General features: G+C 43.5%; 20 protein-coding genes. 15 read left to right on the top strand and 5 right to left on the bottom strand.

The window, feature by feature from the left end; all coding sequences use genetic code 11:
• The first annotated feature begins 52 nt into the window (after positions 1-52).
• From JKP82_RS00680 to JKP82_RS00640, 9 genes are all read left to right on the top strand, one after another.
• Complete coding sequence (locus JKP82_RS00680; protein WP_218395449.1) at positions 53-691, top strand: transglycosylase SLT domain-containing protein; 639 nt, start codon at positions 53-55, stop codon at positions 689-691.
• Between the two features lie 243 nt (positions 692-934).
• Positions 935-1882 (top strand): transposase, encoded by a 948-nt coding sequence (locus JKP82_RS00675; RefSeq protein ID WP_232370586.1) that lies wholly within the window; start codon positions 935-937, stop codon positions 1880-1882.
• Positions 1883-2245: 363 nt separating this feature from the next.
• Positions 2246-3502: an efflux RND transporter periplasmic adaptor subunit gene (locus tag JKP82_RS00670; protein ID WP_159529559.1), complete on the top strand. Its 1257-nt coding sequence runs from the start codon at positions 2246-2248 to the stop codon at positions 3500-3502.
• 18 nt (positions 3503-3520) lie between these two features.
• Positions 3521-4255, top strand: coding sequence for an ABC transporter ATP-binding protein (locus JKP82_RS00665; RefSeq protein WP_159529561.1), 735 nt, complete (start codon positions 3521-3523; stop codon positions 4253-4255).
• A gap of 1 nt (position 4256) precedes the next feature.
• Positions 4257-5570: an ABC transporter permease gene (locus tag JKP82_RS00660; RefSeq protein WP_159529563.1), complete on the top strand. Its 1314-nt coding sequence runs from the start codon at positions 4257-4259 to the stop codon at positions 5568-5570.
• 9 nt (positions 5571-5579) lie between these two features.
• A complete protein-coding gene (locus JKP82_RS00655; protein ID WP_159529565.1) occupies positions 5580-6788 on the top strand; it encodes an ABC transporter permease in 1209 nt (402 codons plus the stop codon).
• A gap of 22 nt (positions 6789-6810) precedes the next feature.
• On the top strand, positions 6811-8154 hold the full coding sequence (locus JKP82_RS00650) for a sigma-54-dependent transcriptional regulator (RefSeq protein WP_159529567.1): 1344 nt from the start codon (positions 6811-6813) through the stop codon (positions 8152-8154).
• On the top strand, positions 8151-9509 hold the full coding sequence (locus JKP82_RS00645) for a sensor histidine kinase (RefSeq protein WP_218395447.1): 1359 nt from the start codon (positions 8151-8153) through the stop codon (positions 9507-9509). The genes JKP82_RS00650 and JKP82_RS00645 overlap by 4 nt, the downstream gene beginning before the upstream one ends.
• A 275-nt stretch (positions 9510-9784) precedes the next feature.
• On the top strand, positions 9785-9910 hold the full coding sequence (locus JKP82_RS00640) for a DUF3149 domain-containing protein (protein ID WP_013784987.1): 126 nt from the start codon (positions 9785-9787) through the stop codon (positions 9908-9910).
• A gap of 84 nt (positions 9911-9994) precedes the next feature.
• On the opposite strand, the gene smrB is transcribed toward JKP82_RS00640, so the two are convergent.
• Entirely contained in the window at positions 9995-10588 is a 594-nt protein-coding gene (gene smrB / locus JKP82_RS00635) for an endonuclease SmrB (RefSeq protein ID WP_159529571.1), read from the bottom strand.
• 88 nt (positions 10589-10676) lie between these two features.
• Here smrB and prmB point away from each other — a divergent pair, with 88 nt between their 5' ends.
• The 4 genes from prmB (at position 10677) to JKP82_RS00615 (ending at position 14680) form a co-directional block, all read left to right on the top strand.
• The gene (gene prmB, locus JKP82_RS00630) at positions 10677-11612 is read left to right on the top strand and encodes a 50S ribosomal protein L3 N(5)-glutamine methyltransferase (RefSeq protein ID WP_218395445.1); all 936 of its coding nucleotides are present in this window, start codon (positions 10677-10679) and stop codon (positions 11610-11612) included.
• A gap of 9 nt (positions 11613-11621) precedes the next feature.
• Positions 11622-12731 (top strand): chorismate synthase, encoded by a 1110-nt coding sequence (gene aroC, locus JKP82_RS00625; RefSeq protein WP_159529575.1) that lies wholly within the window; start codon positions 11622-11624, stop codon positions 12729-12731.
• 116 nt (positions 12732-12847) lie between these two features.
• Positions 12848-14023 (top strand): MFS transporter, encoded by a 1176-nt coding sequence (locus tag JKP82_RS00620; protein WP_159529577.1) that lies wholly within the window; start codon positions 12848-12850, stop codon positions 14021-14023.
• Between the two features lie 192 nt (positions 14024-14215).
• On the top strand, positions 14216-14680 hold the full coding sequence (locus JKP82_RS00615; protein WP_159529579.1) for a hypothetical protein: 465 nt from the start codon (positions 14216-14218) through the stop codon (positions 14678-14680).
• 77 nt (positions 14681-14757) lie between these two features.
• Here JKP82_RS00615 and JKP82_RS00610 read toward each other — a convergent pair whose 3' ends face one another.
• The 4 genes from JKP82_RS00610 to sodB all read right to left on the bottom strand — a co-directional run bounded on the left by JKP82_RS00610 (position 14758) and on the right by sodB (position 20352).
• The gene (locus JKP82_RS00610; protein ID WP_159529581.1) at positions 14758-16272 is read right to left on the bottom strand and encodes a SpoVR family protein; all 1515 of its coding nucleotides are present in this window, start codon (positions 16270-16272) and stop codon (positions 14758-14760) included.
• A gap of 3 nt (positions 16273-16275) precedes the next feature.
• On the bottom strand, positions 16276-17562 hold the full coding sequence (locus tag JKP82_RS00605) for a YeaH/YhbH family protein (protein WP_218395590.1): 1287 nt from the start codon (positions 17560-17562) through the stop codon (positions 16276-16278).
• Between the two features lie 43 nt (positions 17563-17605).
• Positions 17606-19528, bottom strand: coding sequence for a PrkA family serine protein kinase (locus JKP82_RS00600; protein ID WP_159529583.1), 1923 nt, complete (start codon positions 19526-19528; stop codon positions 17606-17608).
• A 242-nt stretch (positions 19529-19770) separates the two neighbouring features.
• A complete protein-coding gene (gene sodB / locus JKP82_RS00595) occupies positions 19771-20352 on the bottom strand; it encodes a superoxide dismutase [Fe] (protein ID WP_159529585.1) in 582 nt (193 codons plus the stop codon).
• Positions 20353-20863: 511 nt separating this feature from the next.
• Between sodB and JKP82_RS00590 the strand changes: the two genes are divergently transcribed.
• Together JKP82_RS00590 and JKP82_RS00585 are read left to right on the top strand one after the other, a co-directional pair.
• On the top strand, positions 20864-21214 hold the full coding sequence (locus tag JKP82_RS00590) for a Grx4 family monothiol glutaredoxin (protein WP_013784977.1): 351 nt from the start codon (positions 20864-20866) through the stop codon (positions 21212-21214).
• 293 nt (positions 21215-21507) lie between these two features.
• Positions 21508-24069 carry a TonB-dependent receptor plug domain-containing protein gene (locus tag JKP82_RS00585; RefSeq protein ID WP_159529587.1) on the top strand — a complete coding sequence of 854 codons (2562 nt, stop codon included), beginning with the start codon at positions 21508-21510 and terminating at the stop codon, positions 24067-24069.
• The last annotated feature ends 64 nt before the right edge of the window (positions 24070-24133 follow it).

The following is a 24133-nucleotide window of genomic DNA, read 5'->3' as shown; positions in this document are numbered from 1 at the left end:
TGAAGGTTCCAGGGAAACACACATTTTACTAGAACATAAGTTAAGACAAGCTATGCATCAAAAGTTCAAACCGTTGTGTATTTTTTTATCAATTTTGATCGTGCTTTTTCCACTGTTTATCGCTGGATGTGCAACAACGCCCCCGAAAGATAGCAGCAATTTGTGCGAAATCTTCTTTGAAAAAGATGATTGGTACGACGCCGCCGCTGATGCACGTGATAAATGGGGCGTGCCCATTCATGTGCCTATGGCGATGATGTATCAAGAAAGCTCATTTCGCCACGATGCTTTACCTCCCCGTGATTACGTATTTTTCGGCTTAGTCCCTTGGGGTAGAGTAAGCTCTGCTTATGGCTATTCGCAAGCTAAGACACCCACATGGGCTGACTACATGCGTGAAACCAATAATAGCGGTGCTGATAGGGATGATTTCGAAGATGCTATCGACTTCATGGGCTGGTTTATTTATAAATCGCAGAAGGTAAATGGCATTTCAAAGTGGGATGCTTACGCCCAATACTTGAATTATCACGAAGGCTGGGGCGGCTATAAACGGAAAAGTTACGACCGAAAACCCTGGCTGAAGAAAGTGGCATCTAAAGTGAAAGCAAGATCATTACGCTACGCAACCCAGCTTAAAACCTGTGAAGAAGAGCTTAGCAAAGGCTGGTTCATGAAGCTCTTTAGCTAGCAATGCGGACACCCACCTTCAATATTGACACCCACTAAAAGAGTTTGGACACCCACAGATGTCAAAGCCTTGGACATTAGTGGGTGTCCAGGGTTTTTTTGGTTGCTAGGTGAGAAGACACACACAAATCGCGAAGCTTAATCAACTCACCCGAAATAGAGAGAAAAACTAACCCAAGGTTCAGTATTCTTCTCTAGCGTATTAATCCACTATAAGCATCAAATATCCACACCAAATTTAAGCATGCCGCGTCCTCGTAAGTCACTAATATGTTTAGAAGACACTCCTTACTATCATTGCGTTTCTCGTTGTGTTCGAAGAGCATTTCTATGCGGAAAAGACAGGTTTAGCGGAAGAAGCTACGAGCACAGAAGGCAATGGGTAGAGAATCGATTGCTTAAGCTCGCAAGTGTTTTTGCAATCGAAGTTTGCGCTTATGCAGTAATGAGCAATCATACCCATACTGTATTGCGTGTTGATAAGAGTCATGCGCTTGCAATGAGCCCTGAGGAAGTACTGAGCCGGTGGCATACGCTTCACAATGGAACTTTGCTTACTCGTCAATTTATGAATAGAGAACAGAGGCCTAGCCTCTCTGAATCGCAATTAAAAACGGTACTTAATTACGTGGATATATATAGAAAGCGTTTGTACGATATCAGTTGGTTTATGCGGCTTCTAAATGAATTTATTGCGCGAAAAGCAAACACGGAGGACGAATGTACCGGGCGTTTTTGGGAAGGGCGGTTTAAGTCTCAAGCTCTACTAGATGAATCAGCATTGTTGGCTTGCATGGCCTATGTTGATTTAAATCCGATAAGAGCTGGCAATGCGAAGACCCCTGAAAAGGCAATGTATACCAGTGTGAAACGTCGTATAGCAAAGGCAAAAGAGAATAAACAACCTCTAGAGCTACTTCCATTTGTTGGTGGGTCTCAAAATAATAAAGCAAAAGGGTTACCTTTTCGATTAGATGATTATTTGCACTTGGTGGATCAAACCGGTAGGCAACTAAGAAGTAACATCAGGGGAGAGATCCCCCGAAACTGCGAGCCTATTTTATCGCGTACAGGTTTAACACAAACAGATTGGTCTGCAGTTGTAAGCTCCATAGAGAGCAACTTTTCCAGCAAGATCAGCTTGGCATTGGTAAAGCGAAAAACTGTATTGAGCCATCAATTAGCCTGCTAAAATTTAATTCGCTATCCCAACCTATGTATTTCACATCAATGAGTACTGAGAAGAGTTAATGCCGTTTTTTAGTAACCTCAGTGATTCTTCTGATATCCAACCCTAAATTTAGCCAACCCGTCCGCTCAGTTGAGTCGGACAGTAAAAAAGTGTCCGCTCGGACACGCCAGCTACTCAAAACTTAATAAAATCATTAATAATCAATGTATTAAATGTTGGCATGTTATTCGTACTACTAGTTCACACTTCCAACAGAAACTAGATTAACATGTTGCTTATTCACTTTATCAGTCTGCCTATTTTTATTTTTGTCATTGTAGTGTTGCTCGCTAATTTCGAGTCAGTAAGTCATGAGGATGTCTTATGATTCAGGATACTAGTAGTCAGGATACCGCTGTTGTAACGCAGCCGTCGCGAAAAAAATGGGTGGGTGTCTTAGCTATACTATTAATAGTGGGTGTCTTTGGATATCTCTTTCTTTTTTCCAGCTCCACCGCTGGCTTATCTAGCAGTCGTGATTCGCTAAAGTTCAGTGTAGTAACAAAAGGCGAGTTAATTAGGGATATCGTCACCACAGGTAGAATAATCGCTTCAAATGCCCCGCAGTTGTATAGCCCTGAGCAAGGCTATGTTCTTTTAAAAGTAAAGCCTGGTGATTCGGTAGAAACAGGGGATATTGTAGCAATAGTCGATTCTCCCGAATTGCAGAATACTATGAAGCAAGAGCAATCAGCGCTAGCAAGCTTGGAAAGTGAGCTTGCTAGGCAAGAGCTTGATGTACGTAGACAGGCACTTTTATTAAACAAACAAGCTGATATTGCCAACGTAGAATTGGTTGCGGCCCAGCGAGAAGAAAAAAGAGCAAAATTGTCAATCAAAGATCACCTCATAAGTCAGATAGATTTAGAAGAGGCGCTAGATAATTTAGCCAAAGCAGAAGTGACTTATAAGCACGCCATTAGTGAAATTGAATTAGCAACAGATACGTTAGCTTTTGAACTTAAGACCACGAAAGAGAAGGTCGCCAGGCAAGCTCTAGTTGTAGATGACCTTACCCGTCAACTTGCCGATTTAACTATTAGAGCCGGCGTGTCCGGAGTCGTGGGGAATGTACTAATTCAGCCGAATGCACTTGTGGCTAAAAATGAGCCATTAATGAAATTAGTAGATTTAACCGCTTATGAAGCCGAACTCAATGTTGCTGAGAGCTATGCAAATGAGCTGGGGTTAGGGATGAGTGTTGAATTAAAAGTGGGTGTCCAAAAAGTGATTGGCACACTGGCTTCAATATCCCCAGAAGTTGTCGATAGACAAGTTATTGCAAGGGTACGCTTTCCTGAAAATAGCGTGCAATCAATTCGCCAGAATCAACAGGTGTCAGCACGGATATTGTTAGAGAACAAAAGTGATGTACTCAAGGTAGAGCGTGGGAGTTTCCTTCAAGCCGGAGGCACCACAGCTTATCTTGTTACAGGTGATCTGGCCGAGCGAATAGACATTCAAATTGGCGCAACCAGCATTCGAGAAGTCGAAATTCTCAGCGGCCTGGATGAGGGCGACCAAATAATAGTTTCAAATTACGAACAGTTTAATCAAGCGTCTACAGTACTTCTGCGCTAATAAAAAGGATAAACAGCAATGTTAACCATGAACAACGTAAGCAAAATATACCAAACGAACAGCGTACAAACTCATGCACTAAGGGACTTTTCGTTAACCGTAAATGAAGGCGAGTTTATTGCGGTTACAGGGCCCTCTGGCTCTGGGAAAACAACATTTTTAAACATTGCCGGTTTGCTGGAGCCGTTCACGTCAGGCCAATATACCTTAGATGGCGTTGATATCGGCGGATTGTCTGATAATCAAACTGCCGATTTAAGAAACCAAAAAATTGGATATATATTTCAGGGCTTTAATCTAATACCTGATTTGAATTTATATGAAAATGTCGAAGTGCCCCTGCGCTATCGAGGCATTGCCGCAAAAGAACGTAAAATAAGAATTGAACAATGTTTAGAGCAAGTTGGTTTAGCCAGCCGAGCTAAACATTTACCGCAACAGTTGTCTGGCGGGCAACAACAGCGTGTTGCTATAGCTCGTGCTCTGGCGGGCAAACCTCGCTTCTTACTTGCCGATGAACCTACGGGAAATCTGGATAGCCTTATGGCGCGCCAAGTTATGGAACTACTTGAAGAGATAAACAAAAATGGCGCAACAATTGTGATGGTAACCCACGATGCCGAGTTAGCGCGCCGAGCTCCTCGTAATATACAAGTGGTAGATGGCCAGTTAGCTGACTTCACCTTATATCAAGGTAAGCCGACTTTAGCAGCCACCCGCGACAATGAAACCGTTGTTGCGTCAGGAGTATAATATGTTTCTCCATTATATTGATTTGAGTTGGCGAAGCATTAAGCGCACGCCAGTAATTAGCTTTCTGATGGTTTTTGCTATCGCTATTGGAATAGGTCTTACCATGACGAGCTTGTCTGTTTACCACATGATGTCGATGGACCCCATTCCACATAAAAGTGGTAATATTTTCTATCCGCAGCTGAATATTATGGATGATGGCAATGAGTGGCATTCCTCTGATAACCTGCCTTATCAGCTAACTTATCAAGATGCCATTAATCTCTACAATGCAGATATCCCAGTACTAAAATCGCCGAGTTTTAGAAGTGGGTTCTCTGTGCACCTTAATTCTCCAGAAGTAAAACCTACTATGGAGCCGGCTCGCTTGGTGAATAGAGAATTTTTTACCATTTTCGACCGACCATTTGTTTACGGTGCGCCTTGGTCTCGAGATTCACAAGACACCCATGAATATGTAGTGGTCATTTCTGAAAAAATAAACGACCGTTTATTTGCAGGAAAAAACTCGGTTGGGCAACATATATACCTTGATAACAATAGTTATCGCATTGTGGGTGTCTCGGCAAATTGGGAACATCATGTGAAGTACTACGACGTAAACAACGGCGCGTTTAACGTCGCAGAACAACTTTATATTCCCTTTTCCATTGCGCCATTAGAGGAAATAGGGACGTGGGGCAACATGAATGGTTGGAAACATGAGAACTCAAAGGGATATCAAGGGCTATTGGCCTCTGAGAGAGTTTGGATACAATTTTGGGCTCAACTTAATACAATGCAAGAAAAGCAACAGTTTGGTGATTACCTCATTTCCTATATGGATGATCAAAGAGAAAAGGGTAGATTCAATCGAGAAGTTTTGGAGTTTAAGCTTCGAAATGTCACTGAGTGGCTGGAATACAACAAGGTGGTATCTGAAGACAATCGTATTCTAGTGGGGTTGAGTTTTATGTTCCTATTAGTGTGTGTGTCCAACATTTTAGGGCTGTTGCTGGCGAAGTTTCTAAAGCGGGCGCCAGAAGTGGGTGTCCGGCGAGCACTAGGGGCGAGTAAGCGTCATATTTTTGCTCAGCACATCGTTGAAGTATCAGTAATCGGACTCGCGGGGGGGCTACTAGGAATAGCCATAGCTCAGCTTGGCTTATGGGGCGTTCGTGTGACCAATAGCTATTATGGTGCCCTAGCTAACATGGATGTCTCAATGTTACTTACAGCGCCGATTATTGCCTTAACGGCGAGCTTTTTGGCGGGGATATACCCAGCCTGGTTAGTGTGCAGAACACAGCCAGCCATCTACTTAAAAAGCCAATAGGGGCATGCTATGTTAGACATTAAACCCATCTTCAATGCCATACGTCGCTCTAAAATTGGCGCCGTGCTCCTATTGCTTCAAATTGCCCTTACCATGTCGATTGTTAGCAATGCTGCATTTATGATTAACGATCATGTATCTTATCTACGCAAAGATACAGGGTTTCCGGAAAAGGAAATATTTAGCTTCGCCGTAATGACTTTTGGAAAAGATCGCTCGCTTAGTCAGCAAGCCGAAGTTGATGAAACGATGATCCGAAACCTTCCCGGCGTCATTAACGCAACTCTATCACAAGCCGTGCCATTGTCAGGCGGAGGTTCAACCTCCACAATGCGGTTGCGCCCTTCTCCAGAAACGTCTAAATCTGTTAGTGTTGCTTACTATAATACCGATGAACATGGCTTAGAGACCTTTGGGGTTAAGCTCATTGAAGGGCGTAATTTTAGACCCGAAGAGGTAATCATTGGTGATGACTTTAATGGGAATGGCCCAAATACTATTATCGTCTCGCAACCTTTTGTAGAGGCACTGTTCCCCGATGGTAACGCGCTAGGCCAAACCGTGTACTTTTCAAACCGGCCATTACAAATAATCGGCATTGTGGAAACGATGAAAAGCCCGTGGCCAAGCAGTGATCGAGACGAGATCACTGCCTTAGTGCCCTTTATAGATGCAAAGAATTATCAGCATATAGTCGTTCGAGCAGACAAAAATGAGCGTGCAAACATCATGGCCAATATAGAACAAAATATGTTGGACGCTTATGATAAGCGAGTCATTATTAATGTGGATGGGTTAGATAAAACCAAAGAAAACTATGACGCCACCGATGTGCTCATGATGCGTATGTTGATTGTACTTGTTGTGATTCTTTTACTGATTACGGCTCTTGGTATATTTGGACTTACCCAATTTAATATTAGTAAACGTACTAAGCAGATTGGCACCCGCCGAGCGTTAGGGGCAAGAAAGTCTGCTATCGTACGATATTTTTTGATAGAAAATACCATGGTTTGCATGGCGGGTTTATTTATCGGTGGAGTGGCAGCAGTGGTATTAGGTGATGTGATGATGAAGACTTATTCCATCTCATCACTTGAGCTAGAATTCATTGTGGGTACCGCCATATTCATTTTTGCAATGAGTATATTTGCCGTTATCTTCCCCGCTATGCGAGCCGCTAATATTTCACCCAGTATTGCTACTCGCAGTATATAAGTCGTATTTAAGAAGTGTAGACATGACCAAAGTGTTAATTGTTGATGACAACGCCGCTGTATTAGAGGCGTTATCACTATTGCTAGAAATTCATGGTTACGAAGTGGTGACAGCAACAACGCCAAAAGCAGCGCTGCAGATAGTCAATTACCAAGCTATCGGGCTAGTGTTGCAAGATATGAACTTCAGTGCAGACACAACCTCAGGCGAGGAAGGGCGCGAGCTCTTCTTCGCGCTGCGTCAGTTAAATCCGCTATTACCCATTATTCTCATCACGGCGTGGACGGAATTGGAACAAGCGGTAGAGTTGGTGAAAGCAGGCGCGGCTGACTACATTCCAAAGCCGTGGGATGATAGCAAGCTTATTACCACCATTAAAAATCTTGTGGCACTAGGGCAGGCCGCCAGCCAAAATAGAGTGTTGAAGCAACAAGCGGCAAATTTTGACAATACGCGTCAAGCAGCAGTAAGTATTGGGTTAGTGTACGAAAGCGCAGCCATGCAGCGGGTAGTAGATATGTCGGTGCAGGTGGCTAAATCTGATGTGCCGGTACTTATTACTGGGCCTAATGGAAGCGGAAAGGAAAAAATTGCCGAACTTATTCAGTCTCAATCACCCCTTAATCAGTCGGCATTTGTAAAGGTCAATGCGGGGGCCCTTCCTCAAGAACTTATTGAAGCAGAGCTCTTTGGCGCAGAAATAGGCGCGTTTACCAGCGCTAATAAAACGCGAATTGGCCGCTTTGAAGCCGCTAACCAAGGCACCTTGTTTTTAGATGAAATTGGCAACTTGCCTTTGTCTGGCCAAGTCAAATTATTGCGCGTACTGCAAACCGGTGAATTTGAAAAACTGGGGTCGGTGAAAACACAAAAAACAGACGTAAGAATTATATCTGCCACCAATTCTGATTTAACTCGCGACATCGTAAACGGCGCATTTCGCGAGGATTTGTTTTATCGCCTAAATGTCATCGAAATTAATGTGCCGCCACTTAATGAACGGGGTGATGATGTGTTGGCCTTGGCAAAGCATTTCCTACCAGGTCGAGACATTAGCCTCACTGGGCAGCAGGCACTACAAGCCTATGCGTGGCCAGGAAATGTACGTGAGCTTGAGAATGTATGTCGACGAGTCAGTATATTACATCCAGATGGTACGCTGGATGCTGAGGACTTCGGTTTACCCTCTATTAGTGGTGAGGTGAATACAGAGCAAAAAAGTGGAAAAGAGCCCAGCAAATCAGAGATTGAGGCGGCGCTAACAGAATTTAACGGCACTATATCTAAAGTGGCAAGGTACTTGGGGTTATCCAGACAAGCGCTTTACCGCAGGCTAGATAAATATGGAATTGATTATAAATCGTGAGGTTAATTAAAAATAAGCTTCTGGTAGCTGCGCTTTGCGCTACGGCAATAGGTATAGCGCCTATGTTGTATGTAAGCGACCTATCGGTTGTGCAAAAAGCCCTGCTTGTCATTTCGTCTTTGTGCTTGAGCGCGATTGCAGTGAAAGTCTGTACGTTGCAGATAACCAAGCAATTAGAGGCCCTTAAAATAGGCTTGCTCAATTTTAAAGACGGTGAGTTTTCATCAACACTAGCTTGTAAAACTGATGACGAGTTTGAAACTTTATGCCAGCTTTATAACGATACCGCAGAAACCCTTCGCCGAGAAAAACAGTGGTTGTATCAGCGAGAGCTGATGCTAGACAAAGTGCTGCATAGTTCACCTGACGTTTTGCTATTAGTGAACGATCAGATGCATGTGGTACTGAGTAACCGCCAAGCGTGCGAATTCTTCTTCTCAACAAATAATATTGGGAATAGTGACCCTGAGGAAAGTGTCGTTGGTGCCAGTAAGTTGGGTACCAGAAGCTTGGAAGGTTACACCCTCGGCACGTTACTCAAAAACAAACCAGACACCCTAAAAGGTGTCTTGCTAGAAAACCGAGAAGGGCTATTTACCTTGCCTCAGGGTGCTAGCGGCATTCAAACGTGGCATATGGCTACGGGAACGTTTTTGTTAAATAATCAAACTCACCGGCTTTATATTCTTAAGCAAATGACACGGGAGCTAAACAGACAAGAAGTGTCGGTTTGGAAAAAAGTGATAAGGGTGATTAGTCACGAGCTGAATAATTCATTGGGGCCTATTTCTAGCTTATTGCATAGCGGCCAAATCGTAGGCCAGCAAAATGGTGATGCCCGTCTAGTGCGTGTGTTCCATACCATTGAAGAACGTATTGCCCATTTAAATCAATTTGTTCAAGGATATGGAAGGTTTGCAAAATTGCCTCCACCGGTTTTGGTAACGATTGATTGGGATAAAATAACGGCACAACTCAGCAATCAATGTGACTTCAAGTTAACCATGTCAGAGGCTGTCGAGGTGAAAGCCGATGCAGTTCAAGTAGAGCAGTTATTAATTAACTTACTTAAAAATGCCCATGAGTCGGGAGGAAACCCACAGGATGTGGAGCTCGTCATCAAGCAAACGGCCTCTCAAGTTATTATAGAAGTGCTCGATAGGGGAAAAGGCATGACGGATAGCGTGATGACTAATGCGCTGGTTCCTTTTTATTCCACTAAAGCTAATGGGAGTGGATTAGGGTTGGCGCTATGCCGAGAAATCACCGATGCGCATAATGGCCATTTAGTGATTCAAAACCGAAAAGACAAAGGACTGTGTGTACGTTTTATTATTGATAAAACGACAAAATAGCAGACAAAAAAAGAGGGGAACAGACGGGCGTCTGTTCCCCTTACGACGCTAAGCCAAGACCGTTTTTAACCTACGTCGAACAGGCATGTATAATGTATTGTAAATGAGAATGATTTGCAATGGCATTTTGAGTTATTTTCAATTTATTTCTATATTGATCTCGATCAACTTCTATACAAGCCTTCTATTTACCGGATTTCAGGCTTGATCCAGATCACAAACCATCATCAGGAAATCGCTATCATTAACTTATTAACCCTGTGAGGAGAAACACCATGTTACTAAGTATGATTTCAGATCCCGTTGTATGGGGCTCGCTTTTAGGTATCAGTATTATTATTGGAATGGGCGTGTTCTATACCTATCTATTTATGCACAACAGCGCAGAGCTTGATAAGTAAATACCGTTTTGCCCCTAAGTCGCGGCGTTTGACAAGAATTAGGTCAATGTTAGGTCTAGAACTCAGTAACTATAACTACGTTCACTATCGCTTATATTCTGGCGTGGGCACATCTAGCAACACAAGCAATGCCGCTTGTCCGCCGTATTCAAGTGGCGCTTGGTGGAATGCATTCACGTGGGGATGCTGTATTAAGTAGTGGGGGAGTGCATTTTTTAAAACGCCCTGTCCAAACCCGTGCATGATGGAAACACAGTCTACCGACTCTTTTCGGGCGGTATAAATTAATGAGGCTATTTCGGTTTTTGCCATTTCTCGGGTCATACCGTGCAAATCCAGCAGAAACTCAGGGGAATAGTCTCCTCGTCTAAGCTGCTTTAGTACATGCGTTGGCACGCCTTCTCGGCAATACCGCATGGGGCCTTCTTGCGGAAGTACAGCTTGGTACATATCGGAGAAGCTAAAACTCGCCGCTACCTGCTTACTGCCTTTTAGGTCTTTAACCCCTGCTAATTGCTTTTTCTTTTCAAGGGCGACTTTCTTATTCGGAACAATCTTGTCCTGCTCCATGGGCTTTACACCTTGCACAGCATCAGCAAATGAGAAGGTATCTTCAATCACTTTTGGCTTCTCAGTGCCTTTTTTCATGGCTTTTAGTTCTTTTTTAAATACTTTCATTATGAACCGATATGCAAATTAACGTGGGCGCAGGCGTTATCTTTGGGTATGATACCAGCTTTCATATTCCTGATGTACCCAAGCTCTTATGACCGACAAGTTTTACTTAGAAGAAGCCATCGAAGATTTACACAGCATACTTGATATGATTCGGTGGGCTACCAGTCGATTTAACGACGCCGCCCTCTATTTTGGTCATGGTACCGATAACGCTTGGGATGAAGCATTAAGCCTTACCATGCAAGCGCTACACTTGCCTCATTCGCTATCTGAGCACGTTGGTGACAGTATGTTGTCATCAAGACTCACAAAAAGTGAGCGCGAAAAAATTGCTGAGCTTGTTTTAAAGCGGGTACAAACCCGTATGCCTCTGCCTTACATTACCAACGAAGCTTGGTTTTGCGGCATGCCATTTTATGTTGATGAGCGCGTGCTTATTCCTCGCTCTCCGTTTGCAGAACTGATTCAAAATAACTTTGAGCCTTTCGTTAAAGAAGCACCGACTCATATTTTAGATATGTGTACCGGTGGTGGTTGTATCGCTATTGCACTTGCGCATGCGTACCCCGACTCACAGGTTGATGCGGTAGATATAAGCGAAGATGCCCTTGAAGTGGCCGATATTAATATTCAAGAGCATCAATTAAGTCACCGTGTTTACCCTATTCATTCTGATTTATTTACTAATTTAACCGGGCAGAAGTACGATTTAATTGTATCAAACCCACCTTATGTTGATGCTGAAGACATGGCCGACTTGCCTGATGAATATCATCATGAGCCAGAGCTAGCATTAGCGGCCGGCGATGACGGATTAGAACTCGTGGATATTATGCTACGTAAAGCACCACAATATTTAACCGATAACGGCTGGTTGTTCATTGAAGTAGGTAACAGCGAAGTGCATATGGACACTCGCTTCCCAGGCCTTGAAGTCATTTGGCTAAGCTTTGAAAATGGCGGGCAGGGGATATTTGCCGTGAACAACTCAACATTAGAAAACTATTTTAACAGCAAGGATTAATTCTCGATTATGTCAGGCAACAGCTTTGGAAAACTCTTCACCGTTACCACATTTGGAGAAAGCCACGGTATCGCCATTGGCGGTGTTGTTGATGGTTGCCCTCCAGGCCTCACGTTAAGTGAAGCTGATTTACAGGGCGATTTAGACAGACGTAAGCCTGGTACATCCCGTTATACCACCGCCCGTCGTGAAGATGATGAAGTGCAAATTTTGTCTGGCGTGTTTGAAGGAAAAACGACGGGTACCAGTATTGGTTTGTTGATTAAAAACAAAGATCAACGAAGCCAAGACTACTCAAATATTGCTGACCGTTTTCGCCCAGGCCATGCCGATTATACCTATGATCAAAAGTATGGTTCACGTGATTATCGTGGTGGTGGTCGCTCGTCTGCCCGTGAAACTGCGGTACGTGTTGCTGCGGGTGGTATTGCCAAAAAGTATTTAAAAGAAGTGCATGGCGTTGAAGTACATGGCTACCTTTCTCAATTAGGGCCTATTAGCGTTGAAAACGTTGACCATGCGGTGACGAATACCAATCCTTTTTTCTGCCCTGATGAAAGCAAACTCGAAGCGCTAGATGAATACATGCGCGAGCTAAAGAAATCTGGCGATAGCATCGGTGCTAAAGTTTCAGTCGTGGTTAAAAATGTTCCAGTGGGGTTAGGCGAGCCAGTATTCGATAGATTAGATGCCGATATTGCGCACGCTATGATGGGCATTAATGCGGTTAAAGGCGTAGAGATTGGCGACGGTTTTGAGGTTATTAACCAAAAAGGCAGTGAGCACCGTGATACGCTTTCACCTGAAGGTTTCCAATCAAACCATGCGGGTGGCGTACTAGGCGGTATTTCAACAGGGCAAGATCTTGAAGTCCATATGGCACTTAAACCAACATCTAGTATTTCAGTGCCAGGTAAAACCATCAACAAGCAGGGTGAAGAAATCGAAATTGTCACGAAAGGTCGTCACGACCCTTGTGTAGGTATTCGTGCGGTGCCTATTGCTGAAGCGATGATGGCGATTGTATTGATGGATCACTACTTGCGTCACCGTGCACAAAACGCTTCTGTGGTATCGACTACCGTACCTATTGCAGGTCAGGCAGGTAAAGCTGAATAAGTGCTAACTAAGCGATAAGAAAACAGCGCGTCAGTATAATAGTCATCATCCAGCTTATCCCCTTCATACGCCACAGGTAACGTTACCTGTGGCGCTATCGCATACGGAGTTGTGCAGTGCCATTCGCTAAATTGCCCTTTGCTAACCATAAATCACTCATTGTTCTCGCGTTAACCTATTGGCTGTATTTTGGTCAACTGGGTGTTTTAGTCCCGTATTTGGGTATATTTCTTGATGGTCGCGGCTTTAGCTCTGCTGAAATAGGGGAGCTCTTCGCGGTAATAACCCTTGCCCGTATTTTAGGGCCAGGACTATGGGCGGGCATTGCTGATAAAAAAGGCAACGCGGTAAGTGTGTTAAGGCTGGGTAGTTTTCTTACGGTAGCCACCTTTTGTTCGGTATTTTTATTTGAAGGCTTCTGGGGGCTAACGCTGTCTTTCGGCTTAATGATGATGTTCTGGACGGCGGTATTACCTCAATTAGAGGTTATCACTATGAAGTCAGTAGAAGGCACTAAAGCCAGCTATGGGCTTATAAGGTTATGGGGAAGTATCGGCTTTATATGCTTAACGGTAGGTGTAGGCAAGGCCCTAGATAGCTTTTCTACTGAAACACCGGTAATCGTGAGTGTGGGCGTGCTACTGCTATTGTTCGTGACCACGCTATTCATTCAAGCGCCGAAAGCGAGTGCCGAGAAACACACTGCGGTAGGCAGCATTTGGCAGTACGCCAGACAGCGTCCCTTTGTAGTTTTCATCTTTGCGTCTATATGCTTACAAATTAGCTTTGGTGCTTATTACGGTTTTTTCGCGTTATATATGCGTGACCTTGGCTACAGCGGCCAGCAAACTGGTTTATTCATCGCCCTAGGCGTACTGGTAGAAGTGGGTATTTTTCTTATTGCTAGCCGTTTAACCGCACGTTTTGGCGTGTGGAATCTGTTATTCGCCAGCTTGCTGCTAACTGCGTTGCGTTGGTACGCATTGGCATCTGCTGCCGATAGCATGGCGGTGATATTACTCAGCCAAGTGATTCATGCATTAAGCTTTGGGTTAACCCATGCGGTTTCTGTGTACTTCATTCATCAATTTTTACCACCTCCATTTCACAGCCGAGGCCAAGCCATTTATATTAGCGTGGCATTTGGATTCGGTGGTGCGTTCGGTAATTACATGGCAGGGCAGCAATGGGACCAAGGAGCCAATGCTTATGAAACCTTTGCCACTGCGGCGGTGTTCTCGGCGATAGGTGCGGCCTCCTTGTTTTTCTGTAAGCGTAAGCAGCTTATGTAGAAGGTATTTCTATCAAAGCTTACTGTTCCAAGCCGTCACCCAAAATTAGCCAACTTACAATAACTGACTATACTGAGATAGACGCAGCACGAAAAAGGTAGGAAGAATCGATGGCATCATGGAGCGATACTCAGCGCCATAGATATAGGTTTTATTGTCAGCATTCTTCTTGTATTAAAGAGGAGTGTTAGCATGAATACACGCTCTGATATGGTGTGTAGTAAAAAGTTTCCCCATGCCGCTTACACTATCGAAATTGCTGGCTCTACGCTTATTAGTGAATTAGATGGTCAATGGTCTACTGAAATATCGAATAGTTATATTGGGGATGTTAAGCAAGAGGTAACCGCAAGATTTAACATGCGTTGGCTGCATATCGTGTTGTTAGATAAGTGGGATTTAACCACTTTTGATGCCATGGAAAACTTTACTCAATATGGAGTGTGGTGTTATGAGAATGGCGTAAAAGCGTCGTTCTATGTGTATCAAACCAACCCAATCAAACGATACCAACTGGCTAAAATGTTACCCGAAAGAGCCAAAGACTACGTCAGCTTTCACGTTCAAAGCATTGACGACGCTTTTCTGTACGCCTCTGAAAACGGCTTTTTTGACGAGCCTAAGCCAAATCAAACAATTAAAACACTGAATGCCTGACATACCCCAGCCTCTGCCGAAGTGCGTCAGCCACATACGCGGCACCCCCGTAAATAACAGAAGATGGCAACATTCAATTACTTACTGGTTCGACACTCGGCAAGTAGGGTCGGAAGCCCTGTATTGTTTTCTTGTTCAAGTCTTACATCGAACTTCCACAATCTATGAAGATGACGCATAACCTCACCCTTGGAGTTACCTAACGGAATGCCGTGCTGAGGAACGTAGCGAAGGGTCAAAGAACGATCGCCTCTCACATCAACGTTATATACCTGAATGTTAGGCTCTAGATTGCTTAAATTATATTGGGCAGAGAGCTTTTCTCTAATTGTCTGATAGCCGTTCTCGTCGTGAATAGCGCTAACGCTCACATAGGAATTGTTAGCATCGTCTTCCAACGCAAATAATTTAAAATCTCGCATTAGTTTGGGTGATAAGAACTGACTAATGAAGCTTTCATCTTTAAAGTTATGCATGGCGAAATGCACAGTTTCAAGCCAATCTTTACCTGCGATAGTCGGTAAGTATTCATAGTCTTCTTTAGTGGGAGCTTGGCACACCCGTTTGATGTCCATGAACATCGAGAATCCTAACGCATAAGGGTTAATGCCAGAATAGTATGGGCTGTTGTAATCGGGTTGCATGACAACGCTGGAATGACTGTGCAAAAACTCCATCATAAAACGATCGCTGACTAATCGCTCGTCGTACATTTTATTTAGAATGTGGTAATGCCAAAAACAGGCCCAGCCTTCATTCATCACTTGTGTTTGTTTTTGAGGGTAGAAGTACTGAGATACCTTGCGCACAATGCGTACAATCTCTCGTTGCCAGGGTTCTAATAGTGGCGCATTTTTTTCAATGAAATACAGTAAGTTTTCTTGTGGCTCGGAAGGAAAGCGTAGGGTGTTTGTGTCTTTGCTTTTAGGGTTGTTCGGCAAGGTTCGCCACAGCTCATTAACTTGTGACTGTAAATACTGAGCACGTTCTTCTTGACGGGTTTTCTCTTCCTGAAGCGATATTTTTTGTGGCCTTTTGTATCTGTCCACACCGTAATTCATTAAGGCGTGACAAGAATCAAGAATGTTCTCGACTTCCTCAACACCGTGTTTTTGCTCACATTTAGAAATGTACTTCTTGGCAAAAACCAAATAGTCGATAATGGAACTGGCATCTGTCCAGGTTTGAAAAAGATAATTACCTTTGAAAAAAGAATTATGGCCATAGCAGGCATGGGCCATCACTAACGCTTGCATAGTAATGGTATTTTCTTCCATTAAATACGCAATGCAAGGGTCGGAATTAATCACAATTTCATAGGCCAAGCCCATTTGGCCTCTGCGGTACTGTTGTTCGGTTTGAATAAACTTTTTACCAAATGACCAATGGGTATAGTTTAGTGGCATACCTATGCTGGCATAGGCATCCATCATTTGTTCGGCGGTAATAACTTCAATTTGGTTAGGGTAGGTGTCTAGCTTAAACTCTTTAGCAATACGGTCGATTTCTGTTTCATAGTCGGTCAGTAACGAAAATGTCCAATCTGGGCCATCATCTAATTTATGTTTTTGACGCGCTGCACTTGCAGACATGAGCTAACCTCCTTGCGTACTTAACTGCTCGGTACGCTTGAATATTTCTCTGAATACAGGGTAAATATCATCCGGAGACTGGATGTGTTTACAGACTATATTGTCGAAAGATTGACTTACCTTTTCGTATTCTCGCCATAGGGTTTGGTGTTGGCGTTCGGTTATTTCAATATAGGCAAAGTAGCGGGTGGCGGGTAATAGGTTGTTGACTAATAGTGAGCTACATAAGGGCGAATCATCTGCCCAGTTATCGCCATCTGACGCTTGAGCGGCATAGATATTCCAATTACCGTCGCTAAACCGTTCTCGCACTATTTCATCCATAAGCTTTAGTGCACTAGAGACAATAGTACCGCCGGTTTCTTGTGAATAGAAAAACTCCTGTTCGTCGACTTCTTTTGCTTGTGTATGATGGCGAATATACACCACTTCTACATTCTCGTAGGTTCGGGTCAAAAACAAATACAGCAAAATATAAAAGCGCTTGGCTACATCTTTGGTAGCTTGATCCATAGAGCCAGAAACATCCATTAAACAAAACATCACTGCTTTGCTCGTTGGGATAGGGCGCTTGTCGTAGTTTTTAAAACGTAAATCGAACGTGTCGATAAAAGGGACTTTAGCGACTTTGGCTTTAAGTAGTGCGAGTTCTTTTTCAATCTCTTCAATGGCTAGTGCATTATCTTTAGGGGCTGCACTAAATAAGGCTAACTGTGCTTCTAACTCCCTAATGCGCTTACGGGTAGAACCGGTTAACGCAATCCGTCTGGCAACGGAGCCCTTAAGAGAGCGAACAATGTCTAAGTTACTCGGCACGCCGTCAGTTTGATACCCAGCACGATAGGTTTCATGTTGGATAACTTTGTCGAACTGATTTTTCTTTAAATTTGGTAGGGCTAAGTCGTCGAATAAAATATCCAAATATTCATCTTTCGAGATGGAAAATACGAATTCATCCTCACCCTCTCCGCTATTCCCCGCTTCGCCTTCACCGGAGCCTTGACCCGCGCCACCAGGGGGACGGTCAATTTGGTCGCCAGCAATAAATTGGTCATTTCCGGGGTGAACAATATCTCGCTTGCCTCCCTTCCCGGTGTGGAAAACAGGTTCAGAAATATCGCGAGTAGGAATACTTACCTGCTCGCCCGAGTCTAGGTCGGTAACAGAGCGTTTACCAACGGCATCAGTAACAGCACGCTTTATCTGTTGTTTATAGCGTTTGATAAAGCGCTGTCTGTTTACTGTGCTTTTGCCTTTACTGTTAAGTCTTCGGTCGATGAAATGCGCCATAACCACCTGCTTGTCATAGGGTGAACCACGAGTAAATAGCCCATTAAGAGGCTTTACGAACTCGTAAATACCACTCACACAATAGTCTGACTTGCTTTTGTGTATAGCCTTTTTCCGTCATTCGATTTACAAAGTCGTCATGCTTTTTCTGTTCGTCGGCCGACCCTTTAGTATTGAACGAAATAACTGGCAGCAAATCTTCCGTGTTGGAAAACATTTTCTTTTCAATCACAGTGCGTAATTTTTCATAACTTGTCCACGATGGGTTTTTACCGCCATTATTGGCTCGTGCGCGAAGTACGAAATTCACTATCTCATTACGGAAGTCTTTTGGATTGCTAATTCCCGCAGGCTTTTCGGTTTTCTCAAGTTCAGCATTTAGTGACGCGCGGTCAAATAGTTGACCGGTTTCAGGGTCACGATACTCTTGGTCTTGGATCCAAAAGTCTGCATAGGTGACGTAGCGGTCAAAAAGGTTCTGTCCGTACTCTGAGTAAGATTCCAAATACGCGGTCTGAATTTCTTTTCCGATAAATTCAACATATTTAGGTATCAGATAACCTTTTAAAAACTCTAAATATTGCTCACTTAAATCAGTTGGAAACTGTTCACGCTCAATCTGCCTTTCAAGTACATAAAACAAATGCACAGGGTTGGCAGCCACTTCTTGGTGATCGAAGTTAAATACTCGAGAAAGTATTTTAAAAGCAAAGCGGGTGGATAACCCTTCCATACCTTCATCTACGCCCGCATAGTCTCGGTATTCTTGGTACGACTTTGCTTTAGGGTCAGTGTCTTTCAAGCTTTCCCCATCATAAACCCGCATTTTTGAGAACAAGCTCGAGTTTTCGGGTTCTTTCAATCGAGATAGCACAGTGAACTGCGCTAAGCATTCCAAGGTATCTGGTGCGCACGGTGCCCCTTTAAGTTCACTGCTATCTAGCAGTTTACGGTAAATATGAATTTCTTCACTTACTCGCAAACAGTAGGGCACTTTAACAATGTAAACGCGGTCTAAAAAGGCTTCGTTATTCTTATTGTTTCTAAAGGTTTGCCATTCTGACTCATTTGAGTGGGCTAAAATCAGACCATCGAAAGGCAACGCTGAAAAGCCTTCCGTAGGATTATAGTTCCCTTCTTGGGTGGCGGTAAGTAGAGGATGTAGCACTTTAATTGGTGCCTTAAACATTTCTACGAATTCCATCAACCCTTGGTTCGCCTTACACAGTGAGCCTGAATAGCTATAAGCATCTGGGTCGTTCTGTGCGTATTGTTCTAAGCGACGAATATCTACCTTACCTACCAAGGCTGAAATATCTTGGTTGTTCTCATCGCCAGGTTCAGTTTTCGCAATACCCACCTGATCAAGCACAGAAGGGTAGACACGTACTACTTTAAATTGGGTAATGTCACCATTAAATTCATGCAGGCGCTTTCGAGCCCAAGGCGACATGATGGTTTTTAAGTAGCGTTTAGGAATGCCATATTCTTGCTCGAGTAAATGGCCGTCTTCTTTAGCGTCGAACAAGCAAAATGGATGGTCATTTACCGGCGAACCTTTAATGGTATAAATCGGTACGTGTTGCATCAGTTCTTTTAAACGTTCTGCTAACGACGACTTACCGCCCCCTACAGGCCCAAGTAAATAGAGAATTTGTTTCTTCTCTTCTAACCCCTGTGCGGCATGTTTAAGGTAAGAGACTATTTGCTCAATAGCTTCTTCCATACCATAAAACTCATTAAATGCGGGGTAGCGAGATATAACGCGGTTTGAAAATATGCGACTCAGTGCGGGATCCGTCGCGGTGTCTATCATTTGAGGCTCGCCAATGGCACTTAGCAATCGTTCAGCAGCATTTGCATAAGCTGCTGCGTCGTCCTTGCAAATCTCAAGGAACTCCTCAATGGTAAACTCTTCCTGCTTTCGTTCTTCGTATCGGTTTTGGTAATGTTCGAAAATACCCATGAATACCTCTTAAAAAAACGGTTGCCCGTAATTTCAGCTTAGTCGGTATTTAGAAATAGGAAACAAAAATCATAGTAAACTTTTGTATAGACGTGAAATGTTTGGTCTAACGAAAAATGGAATTTTTTCGTTAAAATAGAGTCAAATACACCCATTAGTATTACTTAAAAGTCTGTATATTATTTAATGATGGGCATAAAAAAACCCGCATAGGCGGGTTTTTAAAATTTATCTGAAAACGATTACGCGAAATTCGCGCTAGCAAATTCCCAGTTAGCAAGTGCCCAGAAGTTTTCTAGATACTTAGGACGCACGTTACGGTAATCGATGTAGTAAGCGTGTTCCCAAAGGTCAACAGTCAATACAGGCGTAAGCTCGTCACCAGAAATTGGTGTTTCGGCGTTACTTGTATTCACGATGTCTAAAGAACCGTCAGTAGATTTTACTAACCATGTCCAGCTAGATCCGAAGTTGTTCACTGCTTTGTCGTTAAATGCAGCCTGGAAGTCAGCGAATGAGCCCCATTTTGCATTAATTGCGTCAGCGAGTGCACCAGTAGGTTCGCCGCCGCCATTTGGGCTTAAGCAGTTCCAGTAGAACGTGTGGTTCCAAACTTGTGCTGCATTGTTGAAAACGCCACCTTCAGAAGACTTGATGATCTCTTCTAGGCTTTTGCTTTCCAAATCAGTACCTTCAACTAAACCATTTAATTTAGTAACGTAAGTAGCGTGATGCTTGCCGTAGTGATAGTCCAGCGTTTCAGAAGAAATATGCGGTTCAAGTGCATTTTTTTCGTATGGTAATGCTGGTAATTCAAAAGCCATATCGGTCTCCATGTTGGTTTAATGTTTTTAAACAACGTTAATTTAAGCTCGCAATGCCTGTTCAACGAGCCTGTATAAATACTTTATCTAAGATGCTTATTTTATAATAGCAAAAGCATGCTGTAGATGTAGGGGCAAATTTGTATAACTCAATGACAAATTTATGAAAATTCTAAATTCTTGTCTAGGTAATAATGATCGCCCTGGAAATCCTCATATCGTGAACGCTAAGTTATGCTGCGAAGCACCTACTATGCATACGATAGAAACTAGGGTACTGATAGTAAGTAATATCAGCGTAAGATATAAGATCACTTTCATCTTACCAATGCGACTAAGCTATATGAGATTAATGCTACTCATTATGAGCGTGGGCATTACAGGCTACATAAATTACCCTTTTCAGATGCGGTGAGTATAAACCCCTGAAAGAAACTATGATAATATTACCCTTGAAATCTGCACGCTCATTCCCACTTATAGGGAATAACTTTTCCGCTGAGAGGACCTGATGGATAACACTGAAACACAATCCACCGTAGACAGAATTAAGCAACAAATTGAAGAAAACCCTATTCTTTTATATATGAAGGGTTCTCCAAAGCTGCCAAGTTGCGGTTTTTCTTCACAAGCATCACAAGCATTAATGGGATGTGGTGAACCGTTTGCGTATGTAGACATTTTGCAAAACCCAGATATTCGCGCTGAACTTCCAAAGTATGCGAACTGGCCAACCTTCCCGCAATTATGGGTTGACGGCGAGTTAGTAGGTGGTTGCGACATTATCATGGAAATGTTTCAACAAAACGAATTGCAGCCGTTAATTAAAGAAACGGCAGAGAAACACAAGACTGAAGAATAAGATTAGAAAGCCGGCGATTAGCCGGCTTTTTTGATTAAACCCCCGCAAAACCTCACCACTTTCAATTCCCGTAAATACTAATAGACAGATCAGAAAACAAAATCCTCTATGGTTTGAAAATAAATAATTATTTTGTGCAAAAACGTTTGTTTTATAAGAGTTTACATCTTATAAAACGTGGGTGCTGACAAGTATATAGTCAGTGTTAAAGGTATAAAATAACTATCACTCGCTGCACTTATTACGTTCATAAAAGCGTAGAGGTGACAGGGGGAAAATCCCGGGAAACCACTATGAATACATCTTTGTCTTTATTGACCAAACACGTTCGAGGCGTACTTGCGGCGTCAGCGGCATTTTCTGTTATGGCCATTGCGCCAGTACATGCCCAAGAAGCGCCAGATGCAGCAGAAGCGAGCGCTGAAGATTATGAACAAATCGCCATTGTAGGTTCACGCGCAGCTCCACGTTCTGTAGCAGAATCTGCAGTACCTATCGATATTATCTCTGATGAAGAATTTAAAAATCAGGGTGCCACCGATGTTGTTTCTATGATGCAAACGGTTGTTCCGTCGTTTAACGTTAACGATCAACCGATTAATGATGCATCTACACTAGTTCGTCCTGCTAACCTTCGTGGTATGGCTTCAGATCACACCCTTGTGCTAGTAAACGGTAAGCGACGTCACCGTTCTGCTGTAATCACATTCCTAGGTGGTGGCTTGTCTGATGGTGCACAAGGCCCTGATATCTCGGTTATTCCAGCAGCGGCGTTAAAACAAATTGAAGTATTACGAGACGGTGCTGCGGCACAGTATGGTTCAGACGCCATTGCTGGTGTTATTAACTTCGTATTAAACGACGCGTCAGAAGGCGGCTCATTTGAAGCCCGTTACGGCTCGTATTATGAAGGTGACGGCGACATGATTCAGCTGTCTGGAAACATTGGTATGCCGTTATCTGACAAAGGTTTCATTAACCTTTCTGCAGAGTACCGTACAGCTGATGATACTTCTCGCAGCGTTCAGCGTGATGATGCGGCAGGTTTAGTGGCGGGTGGAAATACCTTTGTTGCCGATCCTGCGCAAATTTGGGGTTCTCCTGAAATTAAACACGACTATAAACTTTTCGCTAACTTAGGGTTAGAGCTAAGTGATACCGCAGAAGCTTATATGTTCGGTAACTTCGCTGAGCGTGAAGTGGAAGGGGGTTTCTACTACCGTAACCCGCATACTCGTGGCGGTGTTTACGCGGCTGATGACGGTTCCCTATTGGTGGGTGACTTAACCGACGACCTTTCAGGTAACTGTCCTACCGACATCATCCCTGGCGACAACGTGTTGACCAACGAACGTTACATCAACGAAGTGGCCAATAACCCTGACTGCTTTGCGTTCAACGAGATTTTACCGGGTGGTTTCACACCGCGCTTTGGTGGAACAGTTACTGATATGTCATTGGTATTTGGAACCCGTGGTGAACTGGCGAATGACATCACATACGATGTAAGCTTGAACTTGGGTGAAAACGAAGTTGATTTTGTTATCAGCAACACAATTAACCCATCACTTGGTCCCGATACGCCATTTGAATTTAGCCCAGGTCGTTATACGCAGTCAGAGCAAACCCTTGACGTAGATTTCACTAAACCTTTTGAAATTGGCTTGTATGAGCCGTTATTCGTAGCAAGTGGCTTCCAATACCGTCATGAAAGCTATGAAAGCTTTGCTGGTGATACTGCATCGTATGAAATTGGTCCACTAGCCTCACAAGGCTTTGGTATTGGTTCAAATGGTTTCCCTGGTTTGGCAGCAAACAGCCAAGGTCTAGTGTCTCGTCATAACATCGCGTTCTACGTAGATGCAGAAGCGTACATTACTGAAACCTTCATGTTGGCGGGTGCGATTCGTTATGAAGATTACTCAGACTTCGGTGATACTACCAAAGGTAAAGTGGCGTTCCGCTGGCAAGCGCTTGAAAACATCGCATTCCGTGGTGCTTTCTCAACAGGCTTTAAAGCACCTACGTTGGGACAAAGTAACGTACGTAACGTAACAACTGCGTTTGGTACTGATGGCAAGCTTATCGACCGTGCTACGCTTCCTCCGACCGATCCTGTTTCACAACTTAAGGGTGGTGAGCAGTTAACACCAGAAGAATCTAAAAGTATTACGTTTGGTGTAGTGGCAGACTTTGATAACGGTTTGTTCGTTACTGCTGATTACTACAACATTGAATTAACGGATCGTATCAGTACCGCTTCTGGTATTGCGCTGACCGATGAAGATATTGCGATTTTGCTTGATCAAGGTATCAGCGATGCATCTAGCTTCACTGAAATTAGTTTCTTTACCAATGACTTCGATACCACTACCGAAGGTCTTGATGTAGTTGCAAACTACAGCATGGATATGTTTGAAGGCGAAACAAAGTTCTCGCTAGCGTACAACTGGACTTCTACCGAGGTAGATAGAGCATCTGATAATATTTCAGCTGAACGTATCCGCATGTTGGAAGATAACCTTCCGGCAGTACGCTACAGCGCAACGGCTAACCATACGAATGGTGACTGGCGCTTCCTTGCTCGCCTGAACTATTTCGGTAGCATCTATGAAGATCACTTAGATTCAGCATTGCCTATCGATAAAGTAGGGTCTGAAATTACGATTGATTTGGAAATGGCTTATAACTTCACCGAAGAGTTGACCGTAACAGTGGGTGCGAAAAACGCGTTTGATGAGTACCCAGATGAAAACACGCAGTATGCAGGTATTGCAGGTTCGTTGTATCCGACTACGTCTCCCATCGGTATCAATGGCGGTTTCTATTACCTGAGAGGTGTTTACACTTTCTAAAAACGGAAACCAGGTAAAAGGAGGCGTTCGCCTCCTTTTATTTCTCTAAATGCTAAAAATATAA

It is taken from the genome of Alteromonas lipotrueae, from assembly GCF_019249215.1.
Lineage (GTDB): Bacteria > Pseudomonadota > Gammaproteobacteria > Enterobacterales > Alteromonadaceae > Alteromonas > Alteromonas lipotrueae.
This window is presented reverse-complemented; position numbering and strand designations above follow the sequence as displayed.

Excerpts from the sequence above, each read along its gene's own strand:
- JKP82_RS00680 (WP_218395449.1), top strand. The coding sequence starts at position 53 with ATGCATCAAAAGTTCAAACCGTTGTGTATTTTTTTATCAATTTTGATC.
- JKP82_RS00675 (WP_232370586.1), top strand. The coding sequence starts at position 935 with ATGCCGCGTCCTCGTAAGTCACTAATATGTTTAGAAGACACTCCTTAC.
- JKP82_RS00670 (WP_159529559.1), top strand. The coding sequence starts at position 2,246 with ATGATTCAGGATACTAGTAGTCAGGATACCGCTGTTGTAACGCAGCCG.
- JKP82_RS00665 (WP_159529561.1), top strand. The coding sequence starts at position 3,521 with ATGTTAACCATGAACAACGTAAGCAAAATATACCAAACGAACAGCGTA.
- JKP82_RS00660 (WP_159529563.1), top strand. The coding sequence starts at position 4,257 with ATGTTTCTCCATTATATTGATTTGAGTTGGCGAAGCATTAAGCGCACG.
- JKP82_RS00655 (WP_159529565.1), top strand. The coding sequence starts at position 5,580 with ATGTTAGACATTAAACCCATCTTCAATGCCATACGTCGCTCTAAAATT.
- JKP82_RS00650 (WP_159529567.1), top strand. The coding sequence starts at position 6,811 with ATGACCAAAGTGTTAATTGTTGATGACAACGCCGCTGTATTAGAGGCG.
- JKP82_RS00640 (WP_013784987.1), top strand. The coding sequence starts at position 9,785 with ATGTTACTAAGTATGATTTCAGATCCCGTTGTATGGGGCTCGCTTTTA.
- smrB (WP_159529571.1), bottom strand. The coding sequence starts at position 10,588 with ATGAAAGTATTTAAAAAAGAACTAAAAGCCATGAAAAAAGGCACTGAG.
- prmB (WP_218395445.1), top strand. The coding sequence starts at position 10,677 with ATGACCGACAAGTTTTACTTAGAAGAAGCCATCGAAGATTTACACAGC.
- aroC (WP_159529575.1), top strand. The coding sequence starts at position 11,622 with ATGTCAGGCAACAGCTTTGGAAAACTCTTCACCGTTACCACATTTGGA.
- JKP82_RS00615 (WP_159529579.1), top strand. The coding sequence starts at position 14,216 with ATGAATACACGCTCTGATATGGTGTGTAGTAAAAAGTTTCCCCATGCC.
- JKP82_RS00610 (WP_159529581.1), bottom strand. The coding sequence starts at position 16,272 with ATGTCTGCAAGTGCAGCGCGTCAAAAACATAAATTAGATGATGGCCCA.
- JKP82_RS00605 (WP_218395590.1), bottom strand. The coding sequence starts at position 17,562 with ATGGCGCATTTCATCGACCGAAGACTTAACAGTAAAGGCAAAAGCACA.
- JKP82_RS00600 (WP_159529583.1), bottom strand. The coding sequence starts at position 19,528 with ATGGGTATTTTCGAACATTACCAAAACCGATACGAAGAACGAAAGCAG.
- sodB (WP_159529585.1), bottom strand. The coding sequence starts at position 20,352 with ATGGCTTTTGAATTACCAGCATTACCATACGAAAAAAATGCACTTGAA.
- JKP82_RS00590 (WP_013784977.1), top strand. The coding sequence starts at position 20,864 with ATGGATAACACTGAAACACAATCCACCGTAGACAGAATTAAGCAACAA.
- JKP82_RS00585 (WP_159529587.1), top strand. The coding sequence starts at position 21,508 with ATGAATACATCTTTGTCTTTATTGACCAAACACGTTCGAGGCGTACTT.